Raw genomic sequence first — 17,898 nt, forward strand, 5'->3', positions numbered from 1 at the left:
GAATTCGGGGTAGTCGGCGCTGAGTCTTTGGAGCATCAGCGCTTCCCGGTGAGACGCAATGTACGGCCGTCGAAGCCCACAAGCCCGAGCGCGTACAGCATGTCGAGTGCGAGCTGGAACCAGCCGAAGGTGATCGGCTGGTCGAAGCCGTTGGCCTCGCGCCACTCTCTGAGCCGGGCCCACGTCTCGGAGACCGTCCGTGGGGCATCGAGCTGAAGGCTGATCTGTGCGGCCACCGACAGCAGGGCTCGCTGCGGGCTGACCGAGCGGTTCGGCAGGAGCATGGGGTCAGCCTCCCCTCATGGCGAAATCAGCAGGCGGATTCTCGAAGATGTGGCAGCGTTCAAGGAAGTACGCCAGGACGATATATGAGGCAAGGTGGTGCTCGGCAGAGGTGGCGCTGCCCGTCACGTAGATTCTCAAGTTCTCCACGATCTTGTTCGGGACCAAGCCGTCAGACCGGAGGCGCCTGTAGCGCGAGCCGAGTGCCTCGGCGGCCAACGGGTCGCGGTGGAGCGCGTAGTAGTCCCGAACCATGCTCGTGTGCTTCCATGATTTCTGCAACCACCGACGCTCCAAACCCGTGATCTCGTTGAAGTCGAGCTTCTCGGGGTTCGGCAGAGGGAGACTTCCCATGTCGTCGGGATCGAGCTCGCTGACGGGCTCCGCGAGATTCTCAAGGAGGTCGGCGACCTCGGTGATGCCGACGCGAGAGAGCAGTACCGCGTCCATGTCGCGCCCGATGACGCGCTCCTGCTGGTGCTGCTCCAGGTCGAGGAAGAGCGTTGTGAGGTGGCCCCGCCCCCAGTTGGTGATCTTGATCGACGGCTGAGCCAGCGCGGCTTGCGCGATCGCGTGAGTGAGGTCGGGGTGTGAGCCTCCGGCGTCGTTGTGCACGAAGACGAACTCGGAGAACTCGCCTGGGCGCTGACGACACGCGCTCTCGAAGTCCTTGCGGAACTTGGCGATGGCCTTGTAGGGGTCGGCGGTGGTCGAGCCGTAGCAGGCGTAGAGCTTGCCGCTCCAGTAGTCCAGACCGTCGGCCCCGTGATCGGCCGACAGACGCACGGGTGCGAAGCCGGGCTCGGCATAGGTCATCAAGCGGCCGAAGAGCACCTCGAACGACGTGTCGGTGGTCGTATCCAGCGTGGTGTGGAACAGCCTTTCTGCGAGAAGGTCGTAGTTCGCTTGACCGGCCATGAGAGACTCCAAACGCGCGGGGGTAGCGTGCTCAACCGGATGCGGAAAGTAATCCCATTGTGGCATGGGGGTTCTGGGCTGTCCAGCGCAAGAATCGGGGCGCCACGGCTTCAGCCTTGGGTGCGGAACGGGTGAATGCGGGAGCCATCGGCCCTTGCCCGGTCAGTCGCTCTCGCGGATCGAGGCGACCGTGATGTGCGTGGCGGGCCGACCGGATTCATCGACGCCGCGGCCGATGTAGTGAACTGCGACGTATCCGGGCACGGTGATGACGAGTTCGTCCTGCTTGCCGGGGTTCGCGTTGGGTTTGGCAGTGACGCCTGCGTTCTCGGAGGGATTCGGCATGCCTCCGAGTATCGCCGTGCCGGTGCCATGACTGTCATGAAGGTCGCTGCTTTCCGTCCCCCGTTCGGGCGACTTCTGGACCTCGGCTGTCACCAGCACCGCGCCGCACGCTCCTTCTGTTGAGCGTGCCGATCAACGCAAGGAGAGTCCAATGGCACCAACCAACACCCCAGCCAAAGCCTCCAAGCCCGAGAACCCGACCGAACCCGCCTCGGTCGTCCAATCCCGAATCAGTGAGGAGGCCGATCCCGAGTCGAACGAGACCGAACCGTTCTGTGTGCGGTGCGAGAGGACCGGCACCGTCCTCGATCGTGATGCCCATGTCGATGGGGCGCTCAGTTGCTCCATCCATGACAGAGATTCGTGGGATTCCTGTCGGCAGATCTTCGGGCCTCACTGCCCGCCATGGTGTGCGATCGACCACATTGGAAAGGACGGCAACGCGATCAAGGAAGGGATGTGGTTCCACTGCTCGGAAGGCTTGGACATGGTCGTCAAGTCAAACGATGGCGCGAGAGCTTCGAACACGGTCCATGTGGACGTATGCGCCTGCGAACACATCGGGGAGGGCATTGAGTCGGTGGACATTTTCCTGGACAACACCATCATGACCTCGACACAGGCCGAGCACCTCGCTTCGGTGCTGAACGCCACGGTTCTGCTCGCCTCCATGTCACGGCCCGCTTCCGATAACAAGTGAATAGGCCGCAACGGCCGGTCATGACGGCGGCTTCAGCGCCATGACCGGCCGGTTGCCGGCAAAGTCCAACCGAGAGGGCCGCTAGACCTTGGTGAGACTCCGCGCCATGCTGCGGATCTCCAGCAGCGACGCGCACAGCTCGCCTTCACATCTCCTCGTCGCGAGGCGGTACGTCGAGGGCCGCTTCCACTTGCTGTCGTGGAGCTCCTTCCGTACGCGCTCGAATTCGCGGTCCCATTCGGTCCAGTCGCGAAGCACCTGCTCCAGGTTGTCGTCCCACGCGAAGAGGCGGTCACCGAGGCGGCCTGCGGGGAAGTCCTGCCGCGCGGTGACCCGGTGATACCTCTGAAGATTGACGTTCTCCCTCCGCGCCTTGTTCTCTTCGGCGACCGCTTCCTCCTCTGCTTTGGGTGTTCCCTTCTTTCGGATCCGGTCGGCGTTGCCTCGGTCGGAGTCGAAGACGGTCATGGCCGGAATGCCGAGGTCGTCCAAGATTGCCTGCGCCAGAATGAGGTTCGACTTCCCATAGGCGTTGATCACGGAGACGCCGAACTTGAAGAGCGGGCCCGCCGTCTCCGTCGACGCCTCCTCGATGACCGCCTTGTCGGTCTCTCCCTCCACCAGAACGACGCCTTCGGAGAAGAAGCCCTCGGCGAACTGCTCGGTGAGCAGCGTGTGGAGCTGGACCTCGATCTGGTCGCGCTCCATGTAGTCGCCGACTCGCTTGAACACCGCGTCAGGGAGCGCCGTCCTGACACGGCTCGCGCAGCTCACGTTCTCGTCCGCGCGCGGTCGGCAGATGCGACGTACCTCCTCGAACCGCAGCGGATCCACGAAGATCGGGCTGTGCGTCGCGAAGACCACCGTGGAGTCGGAGTCGCCGACCTCGGTCGCCCGCCGAAGCGACCAGGCGAGCTGGCGGGACTGCACGTTGCTCTGGTGCGTCTCGGGCTCCTCCAACGCCAGCATGACGGACGGCCCGCCGCTTTGCCGCCCGGCGGACGAGGCGAGCAGCTTCAGGGCGCTGAGCATGACCGTGCGCTGGAAGCCGTGCCCTTGGCGGTCGATGGGGACGTCGATGGTCCCGTCGTCGACCCGCACCTCGATCTTGATGTCCGGTTCTTGCTGGAGCACTCCGGGACGAAGCTTGATCGCATGGCCGGAGCGGAACTCGGCCATCTCATTGCTCAGTCTGGTGCTGATCTCCTCCATCTGCGGCCCGAGGTATTTCTCCACGATCGTGCTGGAGCTGCGATGGGCTCCGGTCATCACGCCGAGCACTTTCTCCGTGGCGGGGGAGCGATCGATCCGCTCGGTCAACCGGCTCAGGATCGTCCTCCTGGTCTCCTTGAGCTGATCGCGGGTGCGGAGGTCGGCGCTGACGAACACGTAGTCGAACCGCCGCCTGAGCTTCCCCTTCGCGATCAGTTCAGTGGCTCTGACCGGTGTCCTGGTGAGCTCCCCGGGATGAGCCAGCTCCCAGTCCCGCAATGAACGGTCCACCTTGGGCGCCGTACCGGCATCGGGGAGACCGAGATCCGGATGCGTCTGCTGAAACTGCTGATACGCCTTCTTCTTTCCGTCCGGAGTCTGCTGGCCGCGGACGTACTCGAACGGCTCGTACGCCATGGCCATGCAAGTGGTCTCCTCCGCGCTGTGGGACCAGGTGCGCCGGAGCGTGAGCGCCTTGCCGTCGTCTGACAGGAGGCGTTCGTCGATCGCCTCGCGATCCTGCTCGTCGAGGTCCGCGAACCGGAGCTCCACCGAGATCGCCGGGTCGTCCTCCTTCGTGTATCGGCAGACGTCCTCGTTGCTCAGATCGCCGGGAGAGCCGTTGAGGCACCAGTCGATCGCTCGCAGCACCGTGGACTTGCCGGCGTCATTGGGACCGATGAGGACGGTGACCTTGTCGAAGTGGATCTCCAGGTCTTGGATGCAGCGGAAGTTGCGGATGTGGACGGCGCTGAGTCGCATCGGCGGACTCTCCTCCCGAGAGGTGGATCAATGCGGGCAAGGTAGCAAGATTTGTGTGTATATAGTGAACCCAGGTTGTGTGATAATGTTTCCCATCACAGGGCGGAATTGCTGCATGCGGGAGGGCAAAGGCGTTGGCGCAGTTCATAGCCGTCGAAGCCCGTCCGGGGCTCGGAGGAGAGGAGCGGTTGGCCGTCGTCACCCGGCTGCTCTCGCGATACGCGGACGCTGCGGGAGGTGTCACCGAACGCGTCCTGACCGGGGTGGCCGAACTGTGCGGCCTCTCGGGAGCCGAGATCGCGACACTGCGGCGCCGCGTGACCGTGGTGCCCGAAGAGGCCGGTCGTTACGAAGCAGCCATCGCGGCGGCCCACCGGGTCATGGACGGAGACCGGCGCCGCAGCCGGCCCGACAGGCGCATCCTGACCGCCGAGGAAGAGGTCGGCCTCAGCATCCTGCTGCGCGGCGGCTCCGAACAGATCCAGATCGAACCCACCAGTGAGGAGCTGTCGAGCCTGCCGCCCGGAGATGTCCGTCGGCGGGCCCTGGACTGCCTCGTGCTCCACAACCAGAAGCTCGTCCACGCCATCTTGAAGTCCTATTCGCACGACTACCCGGCGCTCGGCTACGACGACCTCGCCCAAGAAGGCATGGGCGGCCTCATGAGGGCCGCACGGAAGTTCGACCCCACCCTCGGCAACAAGTTCTCGACCTATGCGACCTGGTGGATACGCCAGTCGATCGAGCGCGCCGTCCACGACAAGGCGCGAACCATCCGCATCCCCGTCCACGCGGCCGAAGACCTCTCGAAGCTCCGCCGCGCCGAGCGACGCCTCGGCCGGGACGGCCACGAACCCGACGTGGCCGAACTCGCGGCCGCCTGCGGCTGGACCGTCGCCAAAGCGGAGGAGGTGCGGCGATTCGACTGGTCGGTGGTCTCGATGGACAAGCCGGTCTCTGACGGCGCCACCCTCGGTGAACTCGTCGGCGAATGGCACACCGACACCGGTGCCGACATCCCGGCGATCGCCAACGCTGAAGCCGAGCGTATTCGACGACTGCTCAGGCTCTACCCGAAACGCGACGAGGCGATCCTGACCCGGAACCTCGGCCTGTTCGACGGCCACGAAGAGACCCTCGACCGGCTCGGCCGAGCCTTCGGCGTCACGCGGGAACGCATCCGCCAGATCAAGGGCTCGGCCCTCAAGAAGCTCCGGAAGGCATACCAGGAATCGCCTGGGAATCCGCACGCCGCGCTCCAACTCCAGCTCGCCAAATCACGCACCGCGAAACCCCGAAAGACCGACCGGAACCGGAAGGACCCCTGTTGAACCCCAGAGACGAACTCACCGAATACCTGCGGCGGCAACTCATCGGGCCCGCCTACGGCGAGCAGGAGACCATCGAGGGGCCGCCGGACAGCCGCTACCTCATGGGCACCCTCTACCCGCAGGACGCCGACCTCCACACCCAACTCGACCGGGCCGCCGAGGTGCTCGACGGCCTCGGAGCCGAACCCGGCCAGGACGACGTCGATCCCGCGACCGACCCCCTCCCCGAATCGAACGTCTGGCTACCCTCGTCCATCGGCATCAGCTTCTACACCGACGCCGAGGATCTCGAGGTCCGCTGCGGCGCGGCCCGATACCGGATCGAGAAGGGGCGTTCACGGCGCTGGCACCGCGAGTCCCTACCTGAGGAGACTTACAAGATCGGTCCCGGGACCTCCCTGCTCGACGTGCTCGGACAGCGCGGCGAGCTCCGCATCGTGCGGCGCCCGTGCGGGTCCGGCGAACTGATCACCGTCTCCCTGGTCAACAGCGCGATCACCGCCGACGGCAAAGACCACTGGGACGACATGCTCTTCCAAGTCACACTCGACGTCGACATCATCGAGGGTCGGCTCCTCGAGTACCCCTCCGCTCGGCTGGTCAGCACCGACCCCGAGGAACACGAGCTCCGGCTCCAGTACCGGCACGTCCGCACCTACGCCGTCGGCAACGGATGCGCCGTCGAGGAACGACCGAACGCCCTCGGCTCCGTCACCGGTCTCTCGGCGACCTTCATGCCCCAGGCGGACGTGCCCGCCGTCCGAGCCGCCGGCGCCGAGAGCCCGGTGCTCGACATCGCCCACCTCGCCGACCCCGCGGTGCCCCTGACGCAGTTGCGTGCCGAACTCGAAGGCTTCGCCGCGTTCTATCGGGACTGGTACCGATGGCAGCGGAAAGCCGACATTCCACCATGGGGCAAAGAAGCGGCCGGGCGCATCCTCGACCGCATCGGCCGGGCCGTGGATCGGATCGAGTCCGGCGTCCGGACCCTCTGCGATCCCTCCAGGCCCGAGGTCCTGCGGGCATTCCGGCTGGCCAACCGCGCCATGGCACTCCAGATGCGGCACAGCAGGGACGACCTCGGCGGAAGCCTGCGCGACCGCACCGAACCGGTCGAACTCGAACCGGAGATCGACGGCGACGCCGCATGGTACCCGTTCCAGCTCGCATTCGTCCTGCTCGCCCTCGACGGCACCGTCGACCCCGGCCACCCCGACCGCGGCGTCACCGATCTGATCTGGTTCCCCACCGGCGGCGGCAAGACCGAGGCGTACCTGCTTCTCGCAGCCTTCACCATGCTGCTGCGGCGAGGCCGACCCGATGGCGGCGGGACCGCCGTCCTCAGCCGCTACACGCTCAGCCTGCTCACCACGCAGCAGTTCCAGCGGACCGCGGCCACGGTCTGCGCGCTCGAGGCCCTCCGCCGGGACGACCCCGCCGTGCTCGGCGACGACGAGTTCTCCTTGGGGCTGTGGGTCGGCGAGCAGACCACCCCGAACACCTACGAACACGCCCGCGAGGCGTTCCACGGCGAACGCAACGCGGTGCAACCCGAGGGACGCTTCATCCTCGACCGCTGCCCGTGGTGCGGCACCAGGATCATGCCCGCGTACCGCTCCGACGACGACCGCGACTACGGCGTGCGAGCCGGAGCGGACTCGTGCGAGTTCTTCTGCCCGAGGACGGAGTGCCGCTTCCACGACCGGCTGCCAATCGCCGTCGTCGACCAGGACCTCTACCGAGAGCCGCCGACCTTCCTGCTCGGCACTGTCGACAAGTTCGCCCGCCTCGCCTGGGAGCACGAGGCCGGGAAGCTGTTCGGGGCCGGAACCGGCAACGCGCCGCCGTCCCTGGTGATCCAGGACGAACTCCACCTGCTGACCGGACCGCTCGGCACCACCGTGGGCCTGTACGAGGCGGCGGTCATGGGGCTGTGCTCGTCGGGAGGCACGCCGCCGAAAGTCGTCGCCTCCACCGCCACGATCCGGCGCGCGGGGGACCAGGTCCGGTCGCTGTACGGCTCCGACGTCCAGCTCTTCCCACCCGCCGGCCTCGACGCCCGGGACTCCTACTTCGCGGTCGAGGACACCGACACGAAGGCACAGGGCCACAAGCCCGGCCGCCGCTACCTGGGAGTCATGGCGCCCGGCCACACCGCCGGTCGAGCCACCGTCGCGATCGCCGCCGCGATGCTCCAAGGCGCCGCCGAGCTCCCTACCGCCCACCGCGACGACTACTGGACCCTCGTCGGCTACCACCAGAGCCTGCGCGAACTCGGACGCACCGTGACCGCGGCCTCCGACGAGATCCCGGCCGAGCTCCGCGGGCTCGCCGAGCACGGGGCCGGGCGAGAACTGCACGAATCGGCGGTCGAGGAGCTGTCCAGCCGCCGCGACCGGTACGAGCAGCCGGGCATCCTCGACCGGCTCTCCAAACCGTGGGACGACCCCCGGGCCGTCTCGTTCCTGCCCTGCACCAACATGCTCTCGGTCGGCGTTGACGTGGGCCGCTTGGCGCTCATGCTCATGCTCGGCCAGCCCAAGACGACCTCGGAGTACATCCAGGCCACCAGCCGCGTCGGCCGCGACCGCGTGCCCGGCCTGGTCCTGACCTTCCTCAACGCCACGCGGCCGCGCGACCGCTCGCACTATGAGTCCTTCGGCGTCTACCACCGCTCGCTCTACCGGCAGGTCGAGCCGACCAGCCTCACCCCCTGGTCGGTGCCTTCGCGCCTGCGGGCCCTGCACGCCGCACTGGTGACACTGGTCCGCCACCGGCTCGGCATGACCGAGGACGAGCAGGCCGGCGAGATCATCGAGCGGATGGACGAGGCGAAGCTGCTCGCGGCCGAGATAGCCGGATGGGCCGCGCAGTCCAGTCCCGACGACGCCGCCGCCGTCCGGACACATCTCGACGATCTGCTCGCCGCCTGGGCCGCCGAAGCGCACCGGGCCCGCGAGGAGGGCCGGAAACTCTACTACCACAGCAAGACCAAGCAGCACCGGAGGCTGCTCAAAGACTTCGAGCAGCCGCTCGGACTCTGGGAAACGCCGCATTCGATGCGCAATGTGGACCGAGAATGCCGAGTCGACGTGATGGAAGGATTCTGGAAATGACCCGCATGCTGCGAGTGAGGCAGTCCCAGACCGTCGTGCCGTTCGGCGTCGGCGCGGTCATCGACATCAACGGCGAGTCCTTCGTCGCCGCCGGAACCGAGCACTGGCCGCGGCCCAAGGAGCCCAACGAGGTCCAGGCGCCGCGCCTGGCCCGGCGCCTGGGCGTCGCCCGGTTCTACGCCGCCCCGCCCACACTCAACGAACGCTTCGATTCCCAGATGACCAAGGGAGCACCCTATGTGCGCTTCCCCGGCTGGCTCTTCTGCCGCGCCTGCCGCCGCATGGTCCGCTGGAGCATCCGCGACGAGACGCCCGGTGTGGCCCCGCAATGCCGTGAATGCCCGGGGACACCGGTCCTGTCGCCCATGCGGTGGGTCCAGATCTGCCGCGACGGCCACCTGAGTGACGTCGACTGGCGCTGGTGGGCACACTGGGACACCGCAACCGGCGCGCCCGTTCGATGCCCGAACCCCAAAGGGCCGCTCAGCTTCACCGTGACCGAAGGCAGGTTCGGTCTCGAAGCGCTCGACATCGCATGCAAGGCGACCGGATGCGGCGCGAAACGGAACCTGCTGGGCATCCTCGGTCGCAGCGGGATGCGCTGCCTCGGCCGCAACCCCTGGGAATACGACGCCGAACCGTGCGACCAGCGAACCTTCGTCGTGCAGCGAAACGCCGGCAACCTCTACTACCCGACCGTCCATTCGGCACTCGACATCCCCGAAGCAGCGGGCCGAGACGTGGGTCCGCATCCGCTCGCCGACAAGGTCCGCGGCCACGACCTGTGGATTCACCTATGCGGCCTGACCAATCCGGGTGGCGTCACCGCACTGCGGGCGACCCTCAGCGCCCAGACCGGCGCCCCCGAGGACCTCATCGACGAACTCCTGGTGCAGGAACGGGGAGAGCTGGCGGCCGACCGCACCCCGAAATCGCCGGCGGACGCGCCGCCCGACTTCAGCCGCGAGGAATGGGCCGCCTTCACCGCAGCCAAGCCCAGGCTCAGCCGCGACTTCGACATCGAGGCCACGGCCTTGGGGCTCGATGCGGCAACAGCACCGATGTGGAGCGAGCTCGACCGCCGCATCGGCCGGGTGGTGCTGGCGAACCGGCTCCGAGAGGTGCGCGTCCTCTCCGGATTCAGCCGGTTCTCCCCGGAATCCAGGCAGGTGCCGGTGAACAGCGCCCGCAGAAGCACCTGGCTGCCGGCGGTCGAAGTCTTCGGCGAGGGGGTGTTCCTCTCGCTCGATCCGGGGCTGCTCGCCGACTGGGAGACCGATCGGGAGGTGAGGAAGCGGGTCGCGTCGATGAGCGAAGACCTCGAACGCTCCTTCCAGATCACCAGGTTGCAGGCCGCCGCGGGACGCTCCTTGGCACCCCGGTTCATCCTGCTGCACACCCTCGCCCACCTCCTGATCCGGACCCTGTCCTTCGAGTCCGGCTATACGACCGCCAGCCTCAGGGAACGGATCTACGGCAGGGCCGAGCAGGGGCAGCACGGCCTGCTGATCTACACCGCGGCCGGCGACGCCGAAGGCACCCTCGGCGGGCTCGTCCGCCAGGGCGAACCGCCGCGTCTGGCCGAGACGCTGCTGCGCACCGTCGAATCCGCCGCCTGGTGCTCGTCCGACCCGCTGTGCCTCGAGCACACCGGGCAAGGCTACGAACGACTCAACCGCGCCGCCTGCCATGCCTGCGTGCTCCTGCCCGAGACCAGCTGCGAGACGGGAAACACCCTGCTCGACCGCTCGCTGCTCATCGGCGGCAACGGCGTACCCGGATTCTTCGAGGGCTTCGCCGACCTCGCCCGAGACGCAGCCGCGCGAGCCGTGGAGTGAAACATGATCCCCCGCCACCTCGACCTCACCGAGCAGCAACGCGGAGTGCTCGACGATCTCAAGTTCGACCGGAACCACCTGGTGACCGGTCCTCCCGGCTGCGGCAAGTCCACGCTCGCGCTGCATTGGACACTCATGGTCGCCATGACCGGAGCAGACGTATTGCTGCTGACCCGCTCGCGCCCGCTGGCCAGATACCTCGAGATCCGTCTGCGCCGGCTCTCCGACCGATCCGGCGTCCGGGCCGCGACGGCACACGAATGGCTCAAGAAGCAGTTCGACTTCGCGTACACCGAAAGCGAGGACGGGTGGCCCGATTGGGACGAGCTCTCCGAGAAAGCGGAGCGGCGAGCGGCGAGATCACGACCGGCGATGGTGATCGACGAGGGACAGGACCTTCCCCCGGAGTTCTACCGCCTTGCCAGATCCCGCAGCTCGACGATCACGGTGTTCGCCGACGAATGCCAGCCACTCGGCGCACGCCAGTCGACACTCGGCGAGATCACGGAACGGATCGATGCGGACGAGCCGATCGTGCTCGGCGGAGGCGAACGGGTCCCGATCGCCTCCGCCGAGTTGCTCGCCTGGCTCGGCATGGTGGAACTGCCCGACAGCGCGCCCGCCGTCGGGGTCCGGCCGCGGATCCACGCCGTCGGCGACGCCGGTGGGCTGGCCGACCTCATCGTCGACCTCCATCGTCACCGCCGGTCCAAGCGTCTGGGCATCGTGTTCGCGACCGCGGCCGGCCAAGAGCAGATGGAGGCCGAACTGCGGCGCCGCGGACGCCATCTCAACCCGCAGAGCTACCGTTCGCAGCCCGGTAGGCCATGCGGGATCGACACCGCACGCCCGGGCCTGTTCCTGTTCAACCGCCGCAGCGTCAAGGGACTCGAATTCGATGCCGTGGTCATCGCCGACACGCATCTCGACTCCGCGAAGGACCCGACGGACGCAGGACTGCGCCTGACCTACTCGATGCTCGCCGCCAGGACCCTCGGCGAGCTGCACCTCTGCTACCAGGGAAACCGGGAACCGCCGCTCCTCGCCCGTATGCCCGAATCGGTCGCCGAGAGGCGGACCAGTGCCGCGAACCGTGCATTGGCCTAGGATTCGGACTGCTGACATGGAAAGAGAGGCCGACATGGACTCCGTAGAGGTGAGTTCGGCAGACATCGCCAGGCTGGCCGGGGTGCGACCCACCGCCGTCAGCAACTGGCGCCGCCGCCACGACGACTTCCCCGCCCCGATCGGCGGCACCGAGAAGAGCCCCCGGTTCAGCCTCGACGAGGTGCTCGCGTGGCTCTCCCAGCAGGGAAAGACCGTCGAAGTCGGTTCTCAGCGCGAGTTCGAGCAGGCGGTCAGCGCCGCCGCGGCGACCACCCCGCTGGCCGAAACCCTGCGCAACGCCCTGTTCGCCTTGCTCGACCACGCAAGCGACACGAAGACCGATGAGCGGGGCTGGCGGGAACGGCTGGAGGTCTCCGCCGACCGGCTTGCGGCAAAGCACCCGGGCCTACCCGGTGCGGCTGAGATCGGCACCGTCGACGCCGCACAGGCGACGATGCTCAATGCGGCGATCGAGGCCGCTGCGGGCCTGCCGGTCGCCGACTTGGCCGTCGAACTCTACGATCAGATCGTCGACAGGCGCCTCGGCAAAGGCGACACGGCCACACCGAGCGAACTCGCCAAGCTGATGGTCGCATTGGCCGATCCCGGAGGCGGACCCCTGTGCGATCTGGCCTGCGGGGCCGGCTCGATCCTCGTCGCCGCTGCCGAGCGCGGCTGCCGCGAGGTGCTCGGCATGGAGATCAACCCGGCGCGGGCGCAACTGGCCGCCCTGCGGCTGGACTCAGGAGGCCCCGAATCCCCGGTCCGGTCGCAGCTCACCAACGACGGAGCCCTGGGCTCCGACCCGTTCGGCGCCGCGAGCGCGGCCGCTGTCGCCACCTACCCGCCCTTCAACGACCGCAATTGGGCCCAAGGCATCCCTGAGGACGAACCGTGGTGGCACTACGGGATCCCCTCCGGCAGAGAGTCCGAACTCGCATGGTTGCAGCGGGCGCTGTTCCAGTTGCGACCGGACGGCACTGCGGTCCTGGTCATGCCCCCGGCCGCCGCCGCACGCCCCTCCGGCCGGCGGATCAGGCGGCGGCTGCTGAGCGACGGCGTCATCCACGCGGTCTTCGCACTGCCACGAGGCAGCCTCTACGGCACTGCGCTCGCGCCGCATCTGTGGCTGCTGCGCCCCGTCTCCGGGACGTCCGCGACCCATTCGGCCCTCATGGCGGACTTCAGTGCGCATGTCACCGACAACCAGCGACCGGACTGGGACCGAATCGAGGCCGACGCCGTCGCCGCCTGGTCCGCCTACCGCCGTGGCGAAACCGCTTCCCGAGACGACACCACCGTCGTCTCCGCCATGGAACTGCTCGAAGGTAATGTCGACCTGACCCCCGGCAGGTATCTGCCGCTGCGGTTCGGCGATGCCGATCTTCATGAACCCGAGCGACGCCGTTCCGAGACCACCGCCCTGCTCGATCGGCTCGCCGACCGGATCGCCGGTCTGCCCGGCGAGCTTCCCGGCCTCAAGGACTCGGTGCGCTGGGCGACGATCGAGACGCTCGAGCAGAACGACGAGGTCAGCCTCCATCGCGGTCTGCCGGTGCTCCGCGAGCCGAGACCGGGAGCCGAAGCGATCAGAGTCGTGCGCGCCCACCGCGCGGCCGACGAGGAATTCGCCGATGTGGAGCCGGGCCAACACGTGCCCCGGGTCCGGGCGGGCGACTTGCTGGCGTCCGTGATCGGCGAACGCGTCTCGGTGCGGCAGACGACAGAGGACGACCTCGACGCCGCACCGGCCTGGGGGACGGTCATCATCCGCACCGATCCCCGGCGGATCGACCCGGCGTTCCTGGCCGGGTTCCTGGCGGGGACGCTAGCTGAGCAGCAGCTCTCACGCGCCTCCTCCTCGCTGGGCGTCAACTCGATACGGGACCTGCGGAGGATTCGCGTCGCATTGCCCGGCATCGACGACCAGCGCCGCTACGCCGGGCTCTTCACGGCACTCGCCGACATCGCCGCCGACTCGTCCTCATTGGCGAGGCGGGCGGAAGCATTGACGCGAGGATGGAGGGACAGCGCGTGGGCCGTCATCGCCGCCCGGACGGACCCCGCAGCGTGACGACGGCACGGCAATGCGCTCACGGATCGGTATGGTGGAGAGCCGACCCTGCCGAACTCCTCGCGTGAATGGGGTGTCCGTGTCCGACAATGCCGACGTCGCCCTCTATCTTCCCAAGCAGCTCAACCGGCGGCTGCGCAAGCTGCCGCCGGAGATTCGGGAGTCGACCACCGGTTTCCTCGCGAAATTCAGCGAGGACTTCCGCCGCAACGCCATCCACCTCGAACCGATCAAGCAGGTCAAGGACCGCAGGCTTCGCACGGCCCGGCTGAACCAGGCCTGGCGGGCGATTCTGCTGCAGGCCGACGACCACGAGTTCGTGCTGCTCGATGTCGCGCCGCACGACGAAGCCTATCGGCGGATCAAGGTCATCAGCTGGGGCGTCAACCCGACGTTCGCGAACTTCGAAGTCAGCTACCTGGACGAGCTCGAGCAGTCCCCACTTGCTGATCGCGGGCCGACGGCGTCCCATGCGCACCCTGGAATCCTGGACCCGTACACCGACGCACAGCTCACTGAACTCGGCATTCGCCCCGAGTTGCTGCCCGCGTTGCGGCCGTTGAACTCCGAGGACGAGGTGCTGGCACTGGCCGAGGGCCTGGACGACCGGATCGCGCAGATCGTCGTCGACCTCGCCACCGGAGTCGACTACGACACCGTCATGGACCAGATCACCCGACCCGGCGCCTCCCGCGACGACATCGACGTCAGCGACATCGCCGCGGCCTTGAAGAACCCCGCATCGCAAGTCACCTCCACTGATGCGGCCGTCGCCCGGATGCTCGACGCCGGATTCGAGGCATGGCAGCTCTTCCTCCACCCCGAGCAGCAGAAGATCGTCGACCGCATCTACAACGGCCCTGCCCGAGTCACCGGGGGGCCGGGAACCGGCAAGACCGTCGTCGCCCTGCACCGGACCGCCCGGCTCGCCCGGAACCTGCCGGTCGGCAGCGAGGGCCGGATCCTTCTGACCACCTACAACAAGCGTCTGAAGTCAGACCTGGAGCGCCGCCTGGCGAAACTGCTCGATCCCGAAGTGCTCGCCCGCATCGATGTGGACAACATCGACCGGCTCGCGCTCGAGATCGCCACGGAGCTGACCGGGGAGCGGCGGCGACCCGTCTGGAACGACGAGGAGCTGCGCGAGCTCTGGCAGCGGGTCCTCGACGAGGCGGGCGAGCCCGACTTCAAGGCCGGGTTCATGCTCGACGAGTGGCGGCAGGTGATCCTGGCCGGGTTCATCACCTCCAAGACCGTTTACTTGGCCGCCGAGCGGCCCGGACGCGGCACCCGCCTCGGCAAGGCGCAGCGGGCCCGCGTATGGGACCTGGTCGAGCGCTACCAGTCGCGGTTGACCGCCGAGGGCATCTGGTCCGGGGAGCAGATCTGCATGGCCGCCGCGCTCGCCGAAGGCGCCCGCGCTTGGACCGGGCGGCGCCGCTACCGCCACATCGTCGTCGACGAGGCCCAGGACCTGTCCGCGGTACACTGGCGGTTGCTGAGGACACTGTGTCCGGAGACTGCCGACGACCTCTTCATAGCGGGGGACAACTTCCAGCGGATTTACCGGGCGCCGCTGCCGATGGCTCCGCTGGGCATCGACATCCAAGGCCGGTCCCGCAACCTCACCCTGAGTTACAGAACCACTCGCGAGATCCTGGGCAGGGCCATGACGCTCATGTCGGGAGCCGAACCCGATGCCTTTGATGAGCATGCGACCGACCTCGCCGGCTACCGGTCGGTCCTCAGCGGAGCCGAGCCTCGATTCATCGCCACCCCTGATGAGCGAACCGAGACACGAGCGGTCGTCGACCAGGTCATGGCCTGGGTCGACGATGGAGCGGAGCCGAACTCGATCGGGGTGTGCATGCCGAACACCAGGGCCATCCCGGGCTACGTCGCGGCGTTGGAAGCGGCGGGCATCTCCGCTCTGGAAGTGCGGGACGAGCTGCCCTCCGAGGAAGCCGTCCATGTCACGACCATCAACGGCCTGAAAGGCACTGAGTACCATCGCGTGGCGCTCACCGGAGTCGGGGCTGACCGATTTCCGCGCCGGTTTGCCACCAAGCTCGCAGGCACCGACTCGGTCGCCTACGCGCAAGCGCTCGAACGGGAGCGGAACCTCCTGTTCGTCGCCCTCACCCGTGCTTGCCGAGAGCTGACCGTGGTCTGGTCTGGCGAACCGAGTCCTCTGTTGCCCCGGCGATGATATGCATGGCCTCTCTGAGGCGAACCTGCAGCTCATCACCAGTCCCATCTGCATTCACCAGGAGGCAAAGGGCAGCCTCGGGTGGAAATTGAATCCCGGACGGCAGGCGCTGCTTGCCCTGAGGCTGCCGGTCGACCTGTGGGACGCTTGCCCGCGCAGGCTGCGGGGGCTGTTGCCCGACTCCACCTGTGCCGAAACCGACCATGTCAACGATCTGTGTCGCCCTGCTTTGGGCTCTCTACCGATGTGAAAGGCATTGGTTGCTGAGACCAATGGCCCGGGCTCAGGGTCGGCGGGGGGGGGGCTAGAGCGCCGGTTGTGGGGGCGGATTTGCGGTCTGTCCACATAGACAGGGTCGAAATTTCCGCCACAAACCAGCCACAGAATTCACTACCGCCCTGGTCACTACTGTCCGATTACCTGGGCGGTTACCCTGACTACCAAAACACCCCCGGTTCGATCCTGTGATCGGAACCGGGGGTATTCTTGCAGGTCATTGGCTTGAGCGGGCGACGAGAATCGAACTCGCGTCATTGGTTTGGAAGACCAAGGCTTTACCATTAAGCTACGCCCGCAGTGGTCGCCTGTGGCGGACCGGGAACGAGTTTAGCGTGTGGGCGTTTGTGCCTGCAAGCAGGTGGGTCAGGTGATGTGGGCCAGGACGCTTCTCAGGGCGTCGGGGCCGGTGAAGGTGTGGACCTGCCAGCCTCGTTCGGCCGCCGCGGCGGTGTTCTCGCGGTTGTCGTCGATGAAGAGGAGCTGGTGGGGAGCCGCGGCGAGGGCGGTGTGGAGGCGCTCCTCGACTTGTCTGTAGGCGGCGGGGTCCGGTTTGCGGGCCTTCAGGCGGCAGGCGAAGTAGCGGTGGCGGAACCATTCGGCGGCCTCGGGGAAGCGCTCGTCGAAGTAGTCGGCGAACAGCGGGCCGTTGTTGGAGAAGATCGCGAGAGGTAGTCCCGCGGCGGACATCGTCTCCAGGGTTTCGTGGGCGAGGGTGAACGCCGAGGTCCATAGGTTGCTGAGTGTTTCGGTGGTGCCTTCGAATCCGGTCATGTCCGCGACTTGGTCGCGGATCTGGTCGGGGGTGAACTCGCCGGCTTCGCATCTTGTTTCGAAGCCCGAGGTGAACAGGCGTTCCTCCAGTTCACCGCGCTCCAGACCCGTTTGTTCGGCCAAGAGGTCGAAGCGGTGCTCGGGGTCGAACTCGAACAGGACCGAGCCGATGTCGGTCACGATGACGCGGATGCCGTCGGCCAAAGGAGCCCCCTTGCTGGAGATAGGCCCTACAGCATAACCCGGGTCGTCTCACTTTTTGGGAAGGACACTTTCCAGTCCGCCGCGGAGGTGACCCAGGAAGGCGGGGTCGGTGTAGGCCGACTCGTCGTGGCCCAGAGCCGTGTAGAAGCACCGGCCGGTCTCCAGCCTGCGGTGCCACGCGAGGGGGTGGGGATCGCCCATCGCCAGGTCAGCGGTGTCGTAGGAGTCCTCGTCGACCTCGAGGAGGACTTCGCTGTCGACGGGGCGCTCGTCGAAGCTGTACCACTCGTCGGTCCAGTGCCACTCTTTCGGCAGGTGGGCCGTGGAGGGGTGCGCATTGACGACTTTGATGCGACCCGGGGTGCAGCCCGGGGGATGGCCGATGAAGCGGGCGCCGACCAGTTCGCGGTAATAAGGCCACGAGACCTCGGCGTTGGCGGCGTTGTGGACGCCCATCCAGCCGCCCCCGCCGGTCACGTAGTCGGCCAGCGCCGCTCGGCCGAGCTCGTCGAGCACGTCGCCCGAGGTCGACAGCCACACGACCGCGTCGAACTCGGCGAGCTGTGAAGGGTTGTAGACGTCGGCGTCCTCGGTGTGCTCGGCGCGGTACCCCAGGTCGGTGGCGATGGTTTCGAATGCCTCCACGCCGGCGGGGATCGAGGCGTGCCGGAAACCGGTGGTCTTGGTGAACAGCAGGATCGCAGGGGATGACATCGGTGTCGCTCCGGTTCCGGGTCGGTGAAGGGTTCC

The 17,898-nt window shown here is 67.3% G+C and carries 13 protein-coding genes and 1 tRNA gene; 7 read left to right on the forward strand and 7 right to left on the reverse strand.

Going from position 1 to position 17,898, the window contains the following annotated elements:
* Window positions 1-35: 35 nt before the first annotated feature.
* From H613_RS0104605 to H613_RS0104615, 3 genes are all read right to left on the reverse strand, one after another.
* Window positions 36-284: an ABC-three component system middle component 6 gene (locus tag H613_RS0104605; protein WP_026922891.1), complete on the reverse strand. Its 249-nt coding sequence runs from the start codon at window positions 282-284 to the stop codon at window positions 36-38.
* A gap of 4 nt (window positions 285-288) precedes the next feature.
* Window positions 289-1,200 carry an ABC-three component system protein gene (locus tag H613_RS0104610; RefSeq protein ID WP_026922892.1) on the reverse strand — a complete coding sequence of 304 codons (912 nt, stop codon included), beginning with the start codon at window positions 1,198-1,200 and terminating at the stop codon, window positions 289-291.
* Between the two features lie 162 nt (window positions 1,201-1,362).
* Complete coding sequence (locus H613_RS0104615; RefSeq protein WP_026922893.1) at window positions 1,363-1,644, reverse strand: hypothetical protein; 282 nt, start codon at window positions 1,642-1,644, stop codon at window positions 1,363-1,365.
* A 52-nt stretch (window positions 1,645-1,696) separates the two neighbouring features.
* Here H613_RS0104615 and H613_RS30645 point away from each other — a divergent pair, with 52 nt between their 5' ends.
* On the forward strand, window positions 1,697-2,245 hold the full coding sequence (locus tag H613_RS30645) for a hypothetical protein (protein WP_156925824.1): 549 nt from the start codon (window positions 1,697-1,699) through the stop codon (window positions 2,243-2,245).
* An 81-nt stretch (window positions 2,246-2,326) separates the two neighbouring features.
* Here H613_RS30645 and H613_RS0104625 read toward each other — a convergent pair whose 3' ends face one another.
* The gene (locus H613_RS0104625) at window positions 2,327-4,219 is read right to left on the reverse strand and encodes an ATP-dependent nuclease (protein WP_026922895.1); all 1,893 of its coding nucleotides are present in this window, start codon (window positions 4,217-4,219) and stop codon (window positions 2,327-2,329) included.
* A gap of 134 nt (window positions 4,220-4,353) precedes the next feature.
* Here H613_RS0104625 and H613_RS24365 point away from each other — a divergent pair, with 134 nt between their 5' ends.
* The 6 genes from H613_RS24365 (at window position 4,354) to H613_RS24370 (ending at window position 15,894) form a co-directional block, all read left to right on the forward strand.
* Entirely contained in the window at window positions 4,354-5,550 is a 1,197-nt protein-coding gene (locus tag H613_RS24365; protein ID WP_156925825.1) for a sigma-70 family RNA polymerase sigma factor, read from the forward strand.
* Window positions 5,547-8,666: a helicase-related protein gene (locus H613_RS0104635; protein ID WP_026922896.1), complete on the forward strand. Its 3,120-nt coding sequence runs from the start codon at window positions 5,547-5,549 to the stop codon at window positions 8,664-8,666. The genes H613_RS24365 and H613_RS0104635 overlap by 4 nt, the downstream gene beginning before the upstream one ends.
* A complete protein-coding gene (drmB, locus tag H613_RS0104640; RefSeq protein ID WP_026922897.1) occupies window positions 8,663-10,504 on the forward strand; it encodes a DUF1998 domain-containing protein in 1,842 nt (613 codons plus the stop codon). The genes H613_RS0104635 and drmB overlap by 4 nt, the downstream gene beginning before the upstream one ends.
* Before the next feature lie 3 nt (window positions 10,505-10,507).
* Window positions 10,508-11,611 (forward strand): AAA family ATPase, encoded by a 1,104-nt coding sequence (locus H613_RS0104645; RefSeq protein WP_026922898.1) that lies wholly within the window; start codon window positions 10,508-10,510, stop codon window positions 11,609-11,611.
* A 34-nt stretch (window positions 11,612-11,645) separates the two neighbouring features.
* On the forward strand, window positions 11,646-13,685 hold the full coding sequence (locus tag H613_RS0104650; protein WP_026922899.1) for an SAM-dependent methyltransferase: 2,040 nt from the start codon (window positions 11,646-11,648) through the stop codon (window positions 13,683-13,685).
* Between the two features lie 79 nt (window positions 13,686-13,764).
* Window positions 13,765-15,894 (forward strand): UvrD-helicase domain-containing protein, encoded by a 2,130-nt coding sequence (locus H613_RS24370; protein WP_169731950.1) that lies wholly within the window; start codon window positions 13,765-13,767, stop codon window positions 15,892-15,894.
* A gap of 504 nt (window positions 15,895-16,398) precedes the next feature.
* On the opposite strand, the gene H613_RS0104660 is transcribed toward H613_RS24370, so the two are convergent.
* From H613_RS0104660 to H613_RS0104670, 3 genes are all read right to left on the reverse strand, one after another.
* Window positions 16,399-16,469: transfer RNA gene (locus H613_RS0104660), tRNA-Gly, on the reverse strand.
* Window positions 16,470-16,536: 67 nt separating this feature from the next.
* On the reverse strand, window positions 16,537-17,148 hold the full coding sequence (locus H613_RS0104665; RefSeq protein WP_026922900.1) for an HAD family hydrolase: 612 nt from the start codon (window positions 17,146-17,148) through the stop codon (window positions 16,537-16,539).
* A 48-nt stretch (window positions 17,149-17,196) separates the two neighbouring features.
* Window positions 17,197-17,862 carry a ThuA domain-containing protein gene (locus H613_RS0104670; RefSeq protein ID WP_026922901.1) on the reverse strand — a complete coding sequence of 222 codons (666 nt, stop codon included), beginning with the start codon at window positions 17,860-17,862 and terminating at the stop codon, window positions 17,197-17,199.
* Between the last annotated feature and the right edge of the window lie 36 nt (window positions 17,863-17,898).

The sequence above is a fragment of the Glycomyces arizonensis DSM 44726 genome, from assembly GCF_000482705.1.
In the GTDB taxonomy this organism is placed as follows: domain Bacteria; phylum Actinomycetota; class Actinomycetes; order Mycobacteriales; family Micromonosporaceae; genus Glycomyces; species Glycomyces arizonensis.